Raw genomic sequence first — 16,748 nt, 5'->3', positions numbered from 1 at the left:
TCGGCTTTCGTCCCCGCCTCTTTCTGTGCGATGGCTGTTCGAAGGCCACCGCATCGCGCGGAACGTTACCGTATCGCGATCAGATGACCACTTCGACGCCCTCGCCCGGAGCTTTACCTGACGCCCGTTCGGATTCCAGGGCCTGTTGCAGGATGATCACGGCTGCTACCTGGTCAATGACCGACCTGCCCTTTTTCGACTTCACCCCTGAGGCGCGCAGTCCTTGGCCGGCTGTCACTGTGGTCATCCTCTCGTCGAGGAGTCTCACCGGAACGGGGGCGACCATGCGGGCCAGTTGTTGGGCGAAGCCGCGGACCTTGACGGCCGCCGGACCCTCACCGCCCTTGAGGGAGCGGGGGAGGCCGACGACGATCTCGATCGGTTCGTACTCCTCGACCAGTTGCTTCAACCGGCGTTGAGCTGCCGGGACATCGCGTCCGGGAACCGTTTCGACCGGGGTGGCGAGGATCCCGTCGGGGTCGCAGGAGGCGACCCCGATGCGGACGTCCCCGACGTCGATCGCGAGCCGACGGCCGCGGCGCATGACCGGGCCGTCGTCTCCGCTCGGGTGATCCGCTGTGCTCACTTGGCCGTCTCGGTGACCAGGCGCTCGACCGCGTCCACGGCCTCGCCGATGGCGGCCGGGTTCTGGCCACCGCCCTGGGCGACGTCCGGCTTGCCGCCACCGCCACCGCCGAGGGTCTTGGCAGCCGTGCGGACCAGGTCGCCGGCCTTCAGACCGCGCTCGCGGGCGGCCTCGTTGGTGGCGATGACCGTCAGCGGCTTGCCGTTCGCCGTGGTGAACAGGGCCACCACGGCGGCCCGTCCGCCCTGGATGCGTCCGCGCACGTCGAGCACCAGCTTGCGCAGGTCGTCGGCGGTCGTGCCGTCCGGGACCTGACCGGTCACGAGAGCAACGCCGCGTACGTCCTTGGCGGACTCGGCGAGACCGGCGGCGGCCTGGAGCACCTTCTCGGCGCGGAACTTCTCGATCTCCTTCTCGGCGTCCTTCAGCTTGCCGAGCATGGCGGAGACCTTCTCCGGAAGCTCTTCCGGACGGCCCTTGATCAGCTCCTGGAGCTGGGCGACGACCGTGTGCTCACGGGCGAGGAAGTTGTAGGCGTCGACACCGACCAGGGCCTCGATACGGCGCACACCGGAGCCGATGGACGACTCACCGAGCAGCTTGACCAGTCCGAGCTGTGAGGTGTTGTGCACATGCGTGCCGCCGCACAGCTCCTTGGAGAAGTCGCCGATGGTGACCACACGGACGCGCTCGCCGTACTTCTCGCCGAACTCCGCGATGGCGCCCTGCTTCTTGGCCTCGTCGATGCCCATGACATCGGCGCGGACGTCGAGGTCGCGGGCGAGTACCTCGTTGATCTTCTGCTCGACGTCGGTCATCACGGCCGTCGGAACAGCGGACGGGGAACCGAAGTCGAAGCGGAAGCGGCCGGGCTGGTTCTCGGAACCGGCCTGGGCGGCCGTCGGACCGAGGGCGTCACGCAGGGCCTGGTGGGTGAGGTGCGTGGCCGAGTGGGCGCGGGCGATGGCCGTACGACGACGCCCGTCGATCGAGGCCTGGGCCTTGGCTCCGACGGTCACCTCGCCGAACTGGACGACGCCCTTGTGGACGTACACGCCCGGAACCGGCTTCTGGCAGTCGCGGATCTCGACCACGGCACCCGAGTCCACCCTGATACGGCCGGTGTCGCCGATCTGGCCGCCGCCCTCCGCGTAGAAGGGGGTGCGGTCGAGGACGATCTCGACCTCGTCGCCCTCGGTGGCGGCCGGGGAGGAGGCGCCGTCGACGAGGATGCCGACGATCGTGGACTCGGTCTCGGTGTCCGTGTAGCCGGTGAAGTCGGTCTCGCCGGCCTTGTCGGCGATCTCGCGGTAGGCACCGAGATCGGCGTGGCCGGTCTTCTTGGCGCGGGCGTCGGCCTTGGCCTTGTCCCGCTGCTCCTTCATCAGACGGCGGAAGCCGTCCTCGTCCACGGAGAGGCCCTGTTCGGCGGCCATCTCCAGGGTGAGGTCGATCGGGAAGCCCCAGGTGTCGTGGAGCAGGAAGGCCTTGTCGCCGGGCAGTTGCCCGCCGCCGGTGGTCTTGGTCTCGGTGATGGCCGTGTCGAGGATGTTCGTGCCGGCCTTCAGCGTCTTGAGGAAGGCGTTCTCCTCGGCGAGGGCCACCTTCTCGATGCGCTCACGGTCGGTGATCAGCTCGGGGTACTGCTGGCCCATCATGGAGATGACGACGTCGATGAGGTCCTGGACGACCGGGCCGGTGGCGCCGAGGAGCCGCATGTTGCGGATGGCGCGGCGCATGATGCGGCGCAGTACGTAGCCACGGCCCTCGTTGCCGGGGGTGACGCCGTCGCCGATGAGCATCACGGCGGTGCGGATGTGGTCGGTGACCACGCGCAGGGAGACGTCGGAGCCCTTGGCCTCGCCGTACGCGACGCCGGTCAGCTCGGTGGCCTTGTCGATGACGGCCATGGAGGTGTCGATCTCGTACATGTTCTGCACGCCCTGCAGAATCATGGCGAGGCGCTCGAAGCCGAGGCCCGTGTCGATGTTCTTGCTGGGCAGCTCGCCGAGGATCTCGAAGTCGTCCTTGGAGGTGCCCTCGCCTCGCTCGTACTGCATGAAGACCAGGTTCCAGATCTCCACGTACCGCTCGTCGTTGACGGCGGGGCCGCCCTCGACACCGAACTCGGGGCCGCGGTCGTAGTTGATCTCGGAACAGGGGCCGCAGGGGCCGGGGACGCCCATGGACCAGTAGTTGTCCTTCATACCGAGGCGCTGGATGCGCTCCTTGGGCACGCCGATCTGCTCGTGCCAGATGCGCTCGGCCTCGTCGTCGTCCTTGTAGACGGTGATCCAGAGCTTCTCCGGCTCCAGGCCGTAACCACCCTTGTCCTGGGGGCTGGTGAGCAGCTCCCAGGCGTGCTTGATGGCGCCTTCCTTGAAGTAGTCGCCGAAGGAGAAGTTGCCGCACATCTGGAAGAAGGTGCCGTGCCGGGTGGTCTTGCCGACCTCTTCGATGTCCGGCGTACGGACGCACTTCTGCACGCTGGTGGCGCGGGCGAAGGAGGGCTTGACCTCACCGAGGAAGTACGGCTTGAAGGGGACCATGCCCGCGTTGACCAGGAGCAGAGTCGGGTCGTCCGCGATGAGCGACGCCGAAGGGACGACGGTGTGACCGCGCTCCTCGAAGAAGCTCAACCAGCGGCGACGAATCTCAGCCGACTCCATCAGTGGTCCTCATTCCGGTTGTTCGGGTACGTCGTGGTCTCGATGTACCTCGTGTGCGTGCGGTTCTCGATGGCGGCGTACCGCCGGGGCGCGGGGAGTTCGGGGTCCTCTTGGATGCCGAGCGCGTCCTCGAGTTCCGCCTCCCGCCGCGCCATGTTGTCGCGGACGTCGAGCGCGAAGCCGACCGCGCGGTCCTTGAAGCGCGTTCCCGTCTCGAGTGCCTTGTTGGCCGCTGTCGCGGCGAGGCTCTCGGGGGTCAGTTGCTTCAGCTTGCGGTTGACCTTGGTGGTGGCCCAGACACCGGCGGCGACGCCGGTGCCGAACCAGAAGGTTCGGCGGAACATGGCTGGCTCTCAGTCCCTCTTTCCACGGGCGCTGCGCTTCTCCCGCCGGGAGAGGGTCCGGCCCACGATCACGGTACGCCGGGGCTCCCTGGCGGGCGCTTCGTCCTTGCGGCCGAGGGCACGGCGGACGCCGTACCCGAAGGCGGCGACCTTCACCAGGGGGCCACCGAAGGTGGAGGCGACGGTCGTCGAGAGCGCGGAGGCGTTCGACGTGACCTCCTGGACGTCGGAGGCGATGGCGTCGACCCGGTCGATCTGGGTCTGCGCGGAACGCACCGCCGCGGAGGCGTCGGCGAGCAGGGGAACGGTCTGTTCGGTCACGTCCGCGACCAGCTTGGTGGTCGCCCGGAGCGTCTGGGCCAGCCTCGCCAGCGCGACGGCGAGGAAGGAGACCAGGATCGCCCAGAAGACGGCCACGAGGATCCCGGCCACTTCTCCACCGGACACCTGGCACCCGCTCTCATAAACACCTGTTGATGGCTCGCTTGAGCCTATCGCGCCGGACGCGGCGGTCCGTACCGCATTACGCGCATGCGAAAGCCCGCCGCCCCGCCCGCCCGGAAGGGCGAGGGGACGACGGGCCGTGCTCGCTGATCAGCGGGCGTAGTACTCGACGACGAGCTGCTCGTCGCAGATGACCGGGACTTCCTTGCGGTTCGGCTCGCGGTCCAGGCGGAACGCCAGAGCCTTGAGGTTCACCTGCAGGTAGCGGGGGGTCTCACCGTCCGCGGCGAAGCCACCCTCGCGGGCGACCTCGAACAGCGGCTTCTGGCGGCTGCGCTCACGGACCATGACGACGTCGTCCGGCTTGACGCGGAAGGACGGCTTGTCGACCTTCTGGCCGTTGACCTCGATGTGGCCGTGGACGACCATCTGGCGGGCCTGGTAGATCGTGCGGGCGATGCCCGAACGCAGGACCAGCGCGTCGAGACGACGCTCCAGCTCGATGATCAGGGCCTCACCGGTCTTGCCCTGGACCTTGGAGGCACGCTCGTAGGCGCGGACGAGCTGGCGCTCGGACACGTCGTACTGCGCGCGCAGACGCTGCTTCTCGAGCAGACGGACCTTGTAGTCCGAGTTCTGCTTGCGGCCGCGGCCGTGCTCGCCCGGCGGGTAGGGGCGGGCCTCGAAGTACTTGACGGCCTTCGGGGTCAGCGCGATGCCGAGGGCACGCGACTTCTTGACCTTGGGGCGGGGCTGGTTCGCCACTTCTTTTCCTTTTCCTTCATTCGGCTGCCTCAGGGTTACGGGAGGTCGCATCCGCAGCCGGGGAATCCCGTCAGGTCCACGAGGACTTGTCGGGTAGCCGCTCCCCTGGTCTGGGCACATAGTGCAGCACACGAACTGCCCACCGACCGGTCCCGGAAATCCGAGTGGTGGCGGGCTGCCCGCGACACCTACAACGGTGCGCGACGCTCCTGGATCCGAGGATCCGGCTGGTCGTCCCGCCTGAGGCGCCGACCGGAGCCGGACACGGGACGCAGCACTGGGGAGGATTCTACAGGGGGTTCAGGACTGCTTGCGCCCCAGGTGCTTTCTGGTCCACTCCACGGCGTCGGCATAGCGGGCCTCGGCTCCGTGCCTGGTCGGTGCGTAGTACTCCCGCTCCTTGATCGCGTCCGGTGCGTACTGCTGGGCGGCGATCCCTTCGGGCAGGTCGTGCGGGTACACATACCCCTGGGCGTGCCCGAGCTTGGCCGCGCCCTTGTAGTGCCCGTCCCGCAGGTGCGGCGGCACCGACCCGGCCAGCCCTTTCCGTACGTCCTCCATGGCGGCGCCGATGGCCATCGTCGCGGAATTCGACTTCGGGGCCAGGGCGAGGGCGATGGTGGCGTGGCTGAGGGTGAGGGCGGCCTCCGGGAAGCCGATCATGGCGACGGCCTGGGCGGCCGCGACGGCTGTCGGCAGCGCGTTGGGATCGGCGAGGCCGATGTCCTCGCTGGCGGAGATCATGAGACGCCGGGCGATGAACCGCGGGTCCTCACCGGCCTCGATCATCCGGGCCAGGTAGTGCAGCGCGGCATCGACATCGGAGCCCCGGATGGACTTGATGAGGGCGCTGGCCACGTCGTAGTGCTGGTCGCCGTCGCGGTCGTACTTCACGGCGGCGCGGTCGACGGTCTCCTCAAGGGTCTGGAGCCCGATCTCCTGCTCCCCCTTGTCGAGGGCGGCGCCTGCCGCAGCCTCCAGGGCGGTCAGCCCACGCCGCGCGTCGCCGCCGGCGATCCGCAGGAGGTGGGCCTCGGTGTTCTCCGGGAGGGTGACGGCGCCCTTGAGGCCGCGCTCGTCGGTGAGGGCCCGGCGCAGCAGGCCGCGCAGGTCGTCGTCGGTGAGCGGTTCGAGGGTGAGGAGCAGGGAGCGGGACAGCAGGGGGGAGATCACCGAGAAGTACGGGTTCTCCGTCGTCGCCGCGATGAGGGTGACCCAGCGGTTCTCGACGGCCGGGAGCAGGGAGTCCTGCTGGGCCTTGCTGAAGCGGTGGATCTCGTCCAGGAAGAGGACGGTCTCCTTGCCGAAGCCGCCGGTGGCGCGGCGGGCCCCGTCGATGACCGCGCGGACCTCCTTGACGCCCGCGGTGATCGCGGAGAGCTCCACGAAACGCTTGTCGGTGGCCTTGGAGACGACGTACGCGAGGGTCGTCTTGCCGGTGCCGGGCGGGCCCCAGAGGATCACCGAGGAGGGGCCGGCCGGACCGCCGTCGGACTCGCCGACCAGTCTGCGCAGGGGTGAGCCCGGCTTCAGCAGGTGCTGCTGGCCCACGACCTCGTCAAGGGTGCGCGGGCGCATCCGTACGGCCAGGGGGCTGGCGGCCGGGTCCTTCTCCTGGCGTGCTTCCGCGGCGGCGGTGAACAGATCGGGCTCCACACGCAAAACCCTATGTCACCCCACTGACAATCCACTCGGGGCTGTCAGCTGGTCCAGAAGTCCCACCAGCGGGTCAGGATCAGCATGCCGATGATGCCGATGTGCATCACGGGCAGGACCCAGGTGAACTCGCCGAAGAAGCCCTTCAGCCAGCCGGGCGCGGGCAGGAAGCCGCCCCGGATGTTGAACGACGTCACGTACCAGAACATCAGGATGGTGGCGACCCAGGCCAGGCTGCACCAGAGGCAGAGCGAGTTGATGTTGTACAGCGACTGGTACTGCAGCCAGGTCACGAAGCCGACGCCGAACAGGGTGCCCGCGTTGAAGGTCAGCCAGTACCAGCGGGGGAACGTCGCCCGGGCGAGCAGGCTCATGCCGACGCAGATGACGATGCCGTACGCGACGAGGCCGAGCATGGGGTTCGGGAAGCCGAATGCCGACGCCTGGTCGCTCTTCATGATGTTGCCGCAGGAGACCACCGGGTTGAGGCTGCACCCCGGGGTGAAGTTCGGGTCCTCCAGCAGCTTGAACTTGTCAAGCGTGATGACCCAGGAGGCGAGCAGGCCGGCCGCGCCGGTGATCAGCAGCAGGATCGCGAAGGCGCGGCTGCCGCCCATCGTGCGGGGGGTCTCGGTGTGTTCCCGCTCCGTGGAGGAGACGTCCTTGACTGTCGTCTTGCTCATCACGTCGTTTCCATGGTTCGAAGGGGCCTCTGGGGCACGGTCATTGTGCCGTACACACTCGCGCGTGCACCGTTCGCTGGACATAAAAGTCGCCCCTACCGCCCGTAAGGGGCGGTAGGGGCGACAACGGCTTGACTCAGCCCAGCCGGGCCTCCAGCTCGGCCACGATCTCGTTCACGCCGATGGCGACCTGCTCGCCGGACTGCATGTCCTTGAGCTGGACGACGCCCTCGGCGAGATCGCGTTCCCCGGCGACGATCGTGTACCGCGCCCCGCTCCGGTTGGCGTTCTTCATCGAGCCCTTCAGTCCCTTCCCGCCGTACGAGAAGTCAGCCGCGATGCCCACCTTGCGCAGCTCGGTGACCTTGGCGAAGAGGAGGCGGCGGGCCTCCTCGCCGAGCGGGACGGCGAACACGCTGGTGGCGGCGGGGAGTTCGAGCTCGATGCCCTCCGCCTCCAGGGCCAGGACGGTGCGGTCGACTCCGAGGGCCCAGCCGACCGACGGCAGCGCGGGGCCGCCGATCATCTCGGAGAGGCCGTCGTAGCGGCCGCCGCCGCCCACCGCGGACTGGGAGCCGAGACCGTCGTGGACGAACTCGAAGGTCGTACGCGTGTAGTAGTCCAGGCCGCGCACCAGCTTCGGGTCGTCCTCGAAGGAGACGCCCGCAGCCGTGATCAGCTCGCGCACCTCCTCGTGGTACGCCTTACAGGCGTCGCACAGGTAGTCGCGCAGGAGTGGGGCGTTCCCGAGCTGCTTCTGGACCGACTCGCGCTTGTCGTCGAGGACTCGGAGCGGGTTGATCTCCGCGCGGCGGAGCGTGTCCTCGTCCAGCTCCAGGCCGCGCAGGAACTCCTGCAGGGCAGCCCGGTAGACGGGACGGCACTCCTTGTCACCCAGGCTGTTCAGCAGGATGCGGAAGTTCCTGAGGCCCAGCGAGCGGTACGCCTGGTCCGCCAGGATGATCAACTCGGCGTCCAGGGCCGGGTCCTCGGCACCGATGGCCTCGGCGCCCACCTGGGAGAAGTGGCGGTAGCGGCCCGCCTGCGGCTGCTCGTAGCGGTAGTACGAGCCCGAATACCAGAGCTTGACCGGAAGGTTGCCCTGCCGGTGCAGGTTCGCCTCCAGCGCGGCACGCAGCACGGACGCGGTGCCTTCGGGGCGCAGGGCCAGCCTGTCGCCGCCCTTCGTCTCGAAGGCGTACATCTCCTTGGTCACGATGTCGGTCGATTCACCGACACCGCGCGCGAACAGCTCGACGTTCTCGAAGCCAGGCGTCTCGACGTAGCCGTACCCGGAGTTGCGCAGCGGGACCGCAATCGCCTCACGGACCGCGAGGAACGTCGCAGAACGGGGCGGGATCAGGTCGTACGTGCCCTTGGGGGCCTGAAAGGTGCTCACGGAAGGTCTCTCGTCACATTCCTCGTCGGGGAGCCCCGGGGGCTCCCTGGCCGCCGGCGGCCACCTGCCGCAGATACGGGTTGGTGGCGCGCTCCTGGCCGATGGTCGTCTGGTGGCCGTGGCCGGACAGCACCACGGTCGAGTCGTCGAGCGGCAGGCACACGCGGGCCAGCGAGTCGAGCATCTCGGCCATGTCACCGCCGGGCAGGTCGGTGCGTCCGATGGAGCCGGCGAACAGCAGGTCCCCGGAGAAGAACACGGAGGGGATCTCCGTGTTCTCGGGCATCCGGAAGGTCACCGACCCCTTGGTATGGCCGGGCGCGTGCGCGACGGACAGCTCCAGGCCGGCCAGCGCCAGCGCGGCGCCGTCGGTCAGCTCCTTGACGTCGTCGGGCTCCCCGATGGTCAGTTCGCCCATGAGCGGCATGCCGATGGAACGGCCGAGCGCCTTCTCCGGGTCGCTCATCATGAACCGGTCGTCGGGGTGGATCCACGCCGGTACGTCGTGCGCGCCGCACACCGGGACGACCGAGGCCACGTGGTCGAGGTGGCCGTGGGTGAGGACGACGGCGACGGGCTTGAGCCGATGCTTCTTCAGCGTCTCCTCGACTCCCTGGGTGGCCTGGTGGCCCGGGTCGATGATCACGCACTCCTCACCCGCGGCGGGGGCGACCAGGTAACAGTTGGTCCCCCAGGCCCCGGCGGGGAACCCGGCAATGAGCACGATCGTCCTTCTTGTGTCGTACGAGGGTGGGTTGCTTTGACATCCTCCCCCTCTTGGATGGAGGGGGATTCCAACTCAGGTGGGTTGAGGTTCACGGACGCTCGAACGGCCAGTGGCCATTGTCGTCCCTCCGGCACAGGCTGAGCGCCTGGGGCGGGGAATCCCGCCCTGTCCTGCCGCGACGTTGGTTGCTGCGTTGGTGTCCGCGTTGCAGCTGAAGCCGCAGGATACGCACTCGAAGTCAGCTTGGCTCTTGCGTGACCTCTTGTCGATCCATCCACAGGCACTGCACCGCAGGGAGGTGTACGGGGCGGGGACGTCCTCGACCCGGCCGGGGGCCTTGTGTCCGGTGCACCGGCGCAGCAGGCCCCAGCCCTGGGCGAGGATCACCCGGTTCAGTCCGGACTTCTGCGCCACCCGCTTGCCCGGCTCCTCGATCGTTCCTTTCGCGGAGCGGGTCATGTTCTTGATGTCCAGCTTTTCGAACCGCACCAGATCGCAGGTACGGGCGAGCATCGTCGAGGTCTTCTCGCACCAGTCCTTGCGCCGGTCCGCCTCACGCGCCTTGAGCCTGGCCACCTTCGCGTACTCGGCGGTCTTCTGGGGGCTGCCCTTCGTCGCCCGCGCCGCCCGGCGCTGGTGCTTGCGGATCTGCGCCCGCTCCCTGACGGTGAGCTGGGGGCAGTTCAGCGTGCGGCCGTCGGACAGGGCAGCGGTGATCGTCACACCCCGGTCGATGCCGATGACCTCACCGGTTCCAGGCGCGCCGACCGGGGCGGGGATGACGGCGAAGGCGATGTGCCACCGGCCGTTCCTCAGTGTGACCCGGAAGGTCTTCGCGTCGGGCAGCTCACCGCGGGTGAGGCGGAAGCGGACCCAGCCGCAGCCGGGCACCTTGACCCGCGCCCAGCGCCGATTGAGCCTGTGCACCACCACCGAGCGGCCCATGACCTGCTTGCCGGTCTTCGCGTTCAGCTTCGGCGTGCCATCGTGTCCGTACTCCGGTACGCGGTCGGTCCCGATGACGCGGAAGCCCTCGTGCACGTACTTCTTGCGCCAGGTCGGCTCACCGAACCCGGATGCGAACCGTGCGGTCTTGGCCTTCGTGAAGTCCTTGAGCGCCTGCTGCTGGACATCGGCGTTCCCGGCGCCCAGCCACTCGTTCTCACGCCGCGCCTCGGTGAGCTGCCCGCACTGCTCGGCGAAACCGGGCGCGGACTTCCTGCCCGGCTTCCAGTGCGAGTGCTGCTCGACGGCCAGGTTCCACACATACCGCGCGTGCGCGCAGTGCAGCAGCATCTGCTGCTCCTGCTCACGCATGGGGTACATCCGGAACCTCGACATGGGACCATCATAGTCCCAGAATGACCCCATGAAACACGTGAACCTGAGACTCCCCGACGATCTGCACGAACAGGCCAGGGCCGCCGCCGCTACCGATGACCGCTCCCTGAACTCATGGCTGGTCGCCATCGTGCGACGAGCTGTCGCCCCGGACGAGACCCCGGATAGCCCTGCCGGCGATCCGGCTACCCCTGCCCCGCTACGCGGGAACGGGAATTCACCCCGGCCCTGAAGGACCGGGCACCCCGCCCAGAAGAAAGGTGGATCAGAGCCTACCGGCGCTGCCGTTTCCTCAGCGAACCCATATACGGTACGGGTCACACGCAAACAGTCGACTCACGAGACGTGCGACGCACCCGTGGGCGTACGAGACGCTTGAGGAGAGAACCCGGTGGTCAGCCAGGAACAGCGGCGGCGTCAGCTCGCCCGGGAGAAGTTCTTGCGGCAGCAGCAGCGGCGCACGTCCGCGCGGCGCAAGGCACATGTCCGCAACGCCGTGATCGCTTCGGTGCTCGGCGTGATCCTGGTGGGCAGTGTGGCGCTGTACACGACGGACGTCCTCAAGGGCGACGACAAGAAGGACACCGCCAGCGCGGAGGTCTCGCCGAGCGCCTCGCCCAGCAAGGCGCCTGATCCGTGCGAGAAGGCGGCCGCGGGCAAGGTGAAGGAGCTCACCTACAAGAAGGAACCCGCGGTCACGGTCGACAAGACCGCGAAGTACACGATGGATCTGCAGACGACCTGCGGTGACATCGGCATAACGATGGACGCGGCGAAGACCCCGCGCACCGTGAACTCGTTCAATTTCCTCGTGAACAAGGGCTACTTGGACCACACCAAGTGCCACCGGCTCACCACACAGGGCATCTACGTGCTCCAGTGCGGTGACCCGCAGGGCACCGGCATGGGCGGTCCGGGCTACACGATCCCGGACGAGAACCTCAAGGACACGCGTCTGAAGGGCGATGTGTACCCGGCGGGCACGGTCGCGATGGCGAACCAGTACAACGGGCAGACGGGCGAGGGCAAGAACAGCGGCGGCAGCCAGTTCTTCCTCGTCTTCCAGGACAGCCCGCTGCCGGCCAACTACACGCCGTTCGGCACGATCTCCGAGGCCGGCATGAAGGTTCTGACGAAGATCGCCGAAGCCGGTGAGAACACGGGCGCGGGTGATGGGACGCCCAATGCGACCGTTGTGATCAACAAGGCGACTGTCAAGAAGTCCTGACCACTGGCAGTGAAATTTCGGTCGCGCGGGATGCGGACAGGCAACCCGCCGGTCGCCTATGTTGGCCGTGACGAAACTGTGGACGATGCCCGGGGGAGCTGACGCCCCCCGCAGGCATCATGTGGAGGAGGCGCTGTGAGCAGCGACCCGTGGGGCCGCGTCGACGAGACGGGGACCGTGTACGTGCGTACGGCCGACGGCGAGCAGGTCGTCGGTTCCTGGCAGGCCGGCTCCCCTGAGGAGGCGCTGGCCTACTTCGAGCGCAAGTACGAAGGCCTGGTTGTCGAGATCGGCCTCCTCGAAAAGCGTGTGAAGACCACCGACCTGTCGGCGAAGGACGCCCAGGCCGCGATCGACCACATTCGCGAGCAGGTGGACGCGCATCACGCGGTCGGTGACCTGAGCGCGCTGAAGGTACGGCTGGACAAGCTCGTCGAGACCGTCGCGTCGCGCCGCGAGGAGCGCAAGCAGCAGCGGGCGAAGCAGTCGGACGAGGCACGGCACGCCAAGGAGGCCCTGGTCACCGAGGCGGAGGAGCTGGCCCAGTCCGACCAGTGGCGGGCCGCCGGTGAGCGGCTGCGGGCCCTGGTGGACACCTGGAAGGGTCTGCCGCGGCTCGACCGCAAGTCCGACGACGAGCTCTGGCACCGCTTCTCGCATGCCCGCTCGGCGTTCTCCAAGCGTCGCAAGGCCCACTTCGCGCAGCTCGACTCGCAGCGCGAGGACGCCCGCAAGACCAAGGAGAAGCTGGTCGCGGAGGCCGAGGCGCTGTCGAGCTCGACGGACTGGGGTCCCACGGCCGCGCGCTACCGCGAGCTGATGGCCGACTGGAAGGCGGCGGGCCGCGCCCAGCGCGAGCACGAGGACGACCTGTGGAACCGCTTCCGCGGCGCCCAGGACGTCTTCTTCGCCGGCCGCAGTTCTGTGTTCGCGGAGCGCGACGCGGAGCAGTCGGAGAACCTCAAGCTCAAGGAGGAGCTGGCCGAGGAGGCGGAGAAGATCCTGCCGGTGACGGACCTCAAGGCCGCCCGCGCCGCGTTCCGCTCCGTCAACGAGCGCTGGGAGGCCATCGGCCATGTGCCGCGTGACTCCCGCCCGAAGGTCGAGGGCCGGATGCACGCGGTGGAGCGGGCCATCCAGGAGGCCGAGGAGGGCGAGTGGCGCCGGACCAACCCGGAGGCCCGCGCCCGCGCGGCCGGCCTCACGGGCCAGCTCCAGGCTGCCGTGGACAAGCTCGGGAGCCAGATCGAGGCCGCCCGCGCCCAGGGCAACAACGCCAAGGCCGACAAGCTCCAGCGGGAGCTCGACGGCCGTCAGGCGCTGCTGGACCAGGCCCTGAAGGGTCTGCAGGAGTTCGGCGGCTGACGCTTCCGGCATACAAGAGAGGGGCTCCCGTACGGTGCGTACGGGAGCCCCTCTCTTGTATGCCGGTGCCGGTGCCTACGGCCTGCGCGCCGACGTCACCCGGTACACGTCGTACACGCCCTCCACGCCCCGTACGGCCTTCAGGACGTGGCCGAGGTGTTTCGGGTCGCCCATCTCGAAGGTGAATCGGGAGGTGGCGACGCGGTCGCGGGAAGTCTGTACGGCGGCGGAGAGGATGTTGACGTGCTGGTCGGACAGGACGCGTGTGACGTCCGACAGCAGCCGTGAGCGGTCCAGGGCCTCGACCTGTATGGCGACGAGGAAGACCGACGACTGGGTGGGCGCCCACTCGACTTCGAGGATGCGCTCGGGCTCCCGGGACAGCGACTCGATGTTGACGCAGTCGTTGCGGTGAACCGATACGCCACTGCCGCGGGTGACGAAGCCGATGATGGGGTCGCCGGGGACGGGCGTACAGCAGCGGGCGAGCTTGACCCAGACGTCGTCGACGCCCTTGACCACGACACCGGGGTCGTTGCTGCCGCGCCTCTTGCGGCTACGGCCGTGGGCGGGCGGTACCGTCTCGTCGATCTCCTCGGTGGCCGCCTCCTCGCCGCCGAGGGCCTGGACGAGTTTCTGCACCACGCTCTGTGCGGAGACATGGCCCTCGCCTATGGCGGCGTACAGCGCGGAGATGTCCGGGTAGCGCATCTCGTGCGCGAGGGTGACGAGCGAGTCGCCGGTGAGGATGCGCTGGATCGGCAGGTTCTGCTTGCGCATCGCACGGACGATGGCGTCCTTGCCCTGCTCGATGGCCTCGTCGCGGCGCTCCTTGGAGAACCAGGCGCGGATCTTGTTGCGGGCCCTCGGTGACTTGACGAAGCCGAGCCAGTCGCGGGAGGGGCCCGCGCCGGCCGCCTTGGAGGTGAAGACCTCGACCAGGTCGCCGTTGTCGAGGGTGGATTCGAGGGGGACCAGGCGGCCGTTGACCCGGGCGCCTATGGTGCGGTGGCCGACCTCGGTGTGGACCGCGTACGCGAAGTCGACGGGGGTCGCGCTGGCCGGCAGCGCTATCACGTCGCCCTTGGGTGTGAAGACGAAGACCTCGTTGCGGGACAGGTCGAAGCGCAGGGACTCCAGGAACTCGCCGGGGTCCTCCGTCTCCTTCTGCCAGTCCAGCAGCTGCCGCAGCCAGGCCATGTCGTTGAGGTGGTCGTCCTTGCCGGTGGTCCGGGGCTGGTCCGAGCGGACCTTGGAGGCGCCGGCGACGGCCTCCTGCTTGTACTTCCAGTGCGCGGCGATGCCGTACTCGGCGCGGCGGTGCATGTCGAACGTACGGATCTGGAGTTCGACCGGCTTGCCGTTGGGCCCGATGACCGTCGTGTGCAGCGACTGGTACATGTTGAACTTGGGCATCGCGATGTAGTCCTTGAACCGCCCCGGAACCGGGTTCCAGCGGGCGTGGACCGTGCCCAGGGCCGCGTAGCAGTCGCGGACGGTGTCCACCAGGACGCGGATGCCCACCAGGTCGTAGATCTCCGCGAAGTCACGGCCGCGGACGATCATCTTCTGGTAGACGCTGTAGTAATGCTTGGGTCGGCCGGTGACGGTCGCCTTGATGCGGGCCGCGCGCAGGTCCTGCTGGACCTCGTCGGTCACTATGGCCAGGTACTCGTCACGCTTCGGTGCCCGCTCGGCCACCAGCCGGACGATCTCGTCGTACATCTTGGGGTAGAGGATCGCGAAGGCGAGGTCCTCCAGCTCCCACTTGATGGTGTTCATGCCCAGGCGGTGGGCGAGCGGCGCGTAGATCTCGAGGGTCTCGCGCGCCTTCTTCTCCTGCTTCTCGCGCTTGAGGTAGCGCATCGTGCGCATGTTGTGCAGCCGGTCGGCGAGCTTGATGACCAGGACGCGGGGGTCCTTGGCCATGGCGACGACCATCTTGCGTACGGTCTCGGCCTGCGCGGCCTCGCCGAACTTGACCTTGTCGAGCTTGGTGACACCGTCGACGAGGAGGCCGACGGAGTCGCCGAAGTCGCGGCGGAGCTGGTCGAGGCCGTACTCGGTGTCCTCGACCGTGTCGTGCAGCAGGCCCGCCATCAGCGTGGCCGGATCCATGCCCAGCTCGGCGAGGATGGTGGTGACGGCGAGCGGGTGCGTGATGTACGGGTCGCCGCTCTTGCGCTTCTGGCCGCGGTGCCAGCGCTCGGCGACCTGGTAGGCCTTCTCGATCTGGCGGAGCGTCGCCGTCTCTATCTTCGGGTCGTTGCTGCGCACGATCCGCAGCAGCGGCTCCAGGACCGGGTTGTACGGGTTGGAGCGCTGCACGCCGAGGCGGGCGAGGCGGGCGCGTACGCGGTTGGAGGAGCCGGAGCGCGCGGGCTGGCCCGTGGCGGGGCGGGCCGGGGGCGCCGGGGCGGGCGCGGGCGTGGGCGCGGGGCGCTCGGGCGAGGCGGGCTTGGGGCGCGACGGACCGGCGGTCTTGCCGGCGGGCGCGGACTGGGCGTGCTCGACGGAGCCCTGCGCGGACGTCGCGGGGTTCGCGGGGTTCGCCTTCGCGGCGTTCTGCGCGGGCTTGGCCGCGGGGCCCGAGGGGGACTCGGGCTTGGCGGCGGTCAGGTGCTGGGCCTCGTCTGCCAAGAGGACTCCTCGTGCGCGATCCGGGTCCCCCGGTCAGGCTCCGGAGACCCCATGGTAGCGATCCTGCGCCCCGGGATCGCCTTCAGGCCACTGTGAGGGCCGTCTACCGGTGAAAACACGAGAGGCGAGCACCGGATTCCTCCGGGCTCGCCTCCACGAGGTGTCACAGTCGTCACGGATACCGGAGACACCCGACACAGCATGTGCCGAGGACCGTGTCACCCTTCAGGAACCGCGCCGGTCAGGCGACGGTGTCGCCCTCCTTGCAGTTCCGCGGCGTGTATCCGGCCTTCGTGTTGCAGGCCTTGAGGGTCACCCTGGTCTGCTCCGTGAGGTTGCCCGTCTTCCACGGACTGCAGTAGTCCGCGAGGTGGCCGCTGGTCGTGGCGGTGCGGTCCCAGGTTCCGTTGCGGTTGACGTCCAGCCAGACCGTCACCCCCCACCCGTCCAACGTGAAGTCACAGGCCCTGATGGCGTCCCCGGGCACGTCCTGGCCGCTGCCCGGGTGATCCACCGGGTCCTGGTTGAAGTTGCCCCAGTCCTGGAAGTCGTTGATCTGCACCGCGAGGAGCAGGCCCGTGCCCGCCTGCGCGGGGCTCGCCGCGGCACCGAGGAAGGTGGCGGCGGCCATCGCCGTGACAACCGGCAAAGCTCGCATACGCATATGAAAATCCCCCTTGAATTCACTTGCCACAAGCCCATCGGGGGATGATGAATGGCACGCCTCATGGAGGCGACATACGCCAGTTTGCTCATTCCCCCTGCGCCCGGACCAGTGATCCAATCGGGCTGACTCGCGCATGTCAATCAGGTTCCGGAGTCGCCGCAGAAGATCACGGAGGAGACGGAAAGAACGGTGCTTCCGCGACGCACCGAGATCAGCGCACCGCGGAAGCACCGT

15 protein-coding genes are annotated in these 16,748 nt (G+C 68.5%); 3 read left to right on the top strand and 12 right to left on the bottom strand.

The genetic code is table 11. The annotated features are described in order from the left end of the window. Nucleotides 1-79: 79 nt before the first annotated feature. The 10 genes from ruvX to I8N67_RS00345 form a co-directional block, all read right to left on the bottom strand. A complete protein-coding gene (gene ruvX, locus I8N67_RS00390) occupies nt 80-544 on the bottom strand; it encodes a Holliday junction resolvase RuvX (RefSeq protein ID WP_234044639.1) in 465 nt (154 codons plus the stop codon). A gap of 38 nt (nt 545-582) precedes the next feature. Further along, a complete protein-coding gene (gene alaS, locus I8N67_RS00385; RefSeq protein WP_200300507.1) occupies nt 583-3,255 on the bottom strand; it encodes an alanine--tRNA ligase in 2,673 nt (890 codons plus the stop codon). Further along, the gene (locus I8N67_RS00380; RefSeq protein WP_200300506.1) at nt 3,255-3,599 is read right to left on the bottom strand and encodes a hypothetical protein; all 345 of its coding nucleotides are present in this window, start codon (nt 3,597-3,599) and stop codon (nt 3,255-3,257) included. Before I8N67_RS00380 ends, alaS begins: the two co-directional genes overlap by 1 nt. A gap of 9 nt (nt 3,600-3,608) precedes the next feature. After that, nucleotides 3,609-4,046, bottom strand: a complete 438-nt coding sequence (locus I8N67_RS00375) for a DUF948 domain-containing protein (RefSeq protein WP_200300505.1) — start codon at nt 4,044-4,046, stop codon at nt 3,609-3,611. Nucleotides 4,047-4,193: 147 nt separating this feature from the next. Further along, on the bottom strand, nt 4,194-4,808 hold the full coding sequence (rpsD, locus tag I8N67_RS00370) for a 30S ribosomal protein S4 (RefSeq protein WP_200300504.1): 615 nt from the start codon (nt 4,806-4,808) through the stop codon (nt 4,194-4,196). Between the two features lie 300 nt (nt 4,809-5,108). After that, on the bottom strand, nt 5,109-6,464 hold the full coding sequence (locus I8N67_RS00365; RefSeq protein WP_200300503.1) for a replication-associated recombination protein A: 1,356 nt from the start codon (nt 6,462-6,464) through the stop codon (nt 5,109-5,111). Nucleotides 6,465-6,508: 44 nt separating this feature from the next. Continuing rightward, a complete protein-coding gene (locus I8N67_RS00360) occupies nt 6,509-7,150 on the bottom strand; it encodes a vitamin K epoxide reductase family protein (RefSeq protein ID WP_200300502.1) in 642 nt (213 codons plus the stop codon). A gap of 133 nt (nt 7,151-7,283) precedes the next feature. After that, nucleotides 7,284-8,546: a histidine--tRNA ligase gene (gene hisS, locus I8N67_RS00355; protein ID WP_200300501.1), complete on the bottom strand. Its 1,263-nt coding sequence runs from the start codon at nt 8,544-8,546 to the stop codon at nt 7,284-7,286. A 13-nt stretch (nt 8,547-8,559) separates the two neighbouring features. Further along, the gene (locus tag I8N67_RS00350; RefSeq protein ID WP_200300500.1) at nt 8,560-9,270 is read right to left on the bottom strand and encodes an MBL fold metallo-hydrolase; all 711 of its coding nucleotides are present in this window, start codon (nt 9,268-9,270) and stop codon (nt 8,560-8,562) included. A 75-nt stretch (nt 9,271-9,345) separates the two neighbouring features. Beyond that, nucleotides 9,346-10,614 (bottom strand): RNA-guided endonuclease InsQ/TnpB family protein, encoded by a 1,269-nt coding sequence (locus I8N67_RS00345; RefSeq protein WP_200300499.1) that lies wholly within the window; start codon nt 10,612-10,614, stop codon nt 9,346-9,348. Between the two features lie 28 nt (nt 10,615-10,642). Here I8N67_RS00345 and I8N67_RS00340 point away from each other — a divergent pair, with 28 nt between their 5' ends. The 3 genes from I8N67_RS00340 (at nt 10,643) to I8N67_RS00330 (ending at nt 13,207) form a co-directional block, all read left to right on the top strand. Further along, the gene (locus tag I8N67_RS00340; protein WP_200300498.1) at nt 10,643-10,846 is read left to right on the top strand and encodes an Arc family DNA-binding protein; all 204 of its coding nucleotides are present in this window, start codon (nt 10,643-10,645) and stop codon (nt 10,844-10,846) included. 159 nt (nt 10,847-11,005) lie between these two features. Next, nucleotides 11,006-11,842 carry a peptidylprolyl isomerase gene (locus tag I8N67_RS00335; RefSeq protein ID WP_200300497.1) on the top strand — a complete coding sequence of 279 codons (837 nt, stop codon included), beginning with the start codon at nt 11,006-11,008 and terminating at the stop codon, nt 11,840-11,842. A 135-nt stretch (nt 11,843-11,977) separates the two neighbouring features. Beyond that, nucleotides 11,978-13,207, top strand: coding sequence for a DUF349 domain-containing protein (locus I8N67_RS00330; RefSeq protein ID WP_200300496.1), 1,230 nt, complete (start codon nt 11,978-11,980; stop codon nt 13,205-13,207). 75 nt (nt 13,208-13,282) lie between these two features. Here I8N67_RS00330 and I8N67_RS00325 read toward each other — a convergent pair whose 3' ends face one another. Then, nucleotides 13,283-15,847 carry a RelA/SpoT family protein gene (locus tag I8N67_RS00325; protein WP_200300495.1) on the bottom strand — a complete coding sequence of 855 codons (2,565 nt, stop codon included), beginning with the start codon at nt 15,845-15,847 and terminating at the stop codon, nt 13,283-13,285. A gap of 241 nt (nt 15,848-16,088) precedes the next feature. Beyond that, complete coding sequence (locus I8N67_RS00320) at nt 16,089-16,511, bottom strand: hypothetical protein (RefSeq protein WP_200300494.1); 423 nt, start codon at nt 16,509-16,511, stop codon at nt 16,089-16,091. Nucleotides 16,512-16,748: the final 237 nt, after the last annotated feature.

Source organism: Streptomyces adelaidensis (genome assembly GCF_016598475.1).
Lineage (GTDB): Bacteria > Actinomycetota > Actinomycetes > Streptomycetales > Streptomycetaceae > Streptomyces > Streptomyces adelaidensis.
The sequence above is the reverse complement of the archived record's forward strand: the minus strand, read 5'-3'. Positions and strand labels throughout refer to the sequence as shown.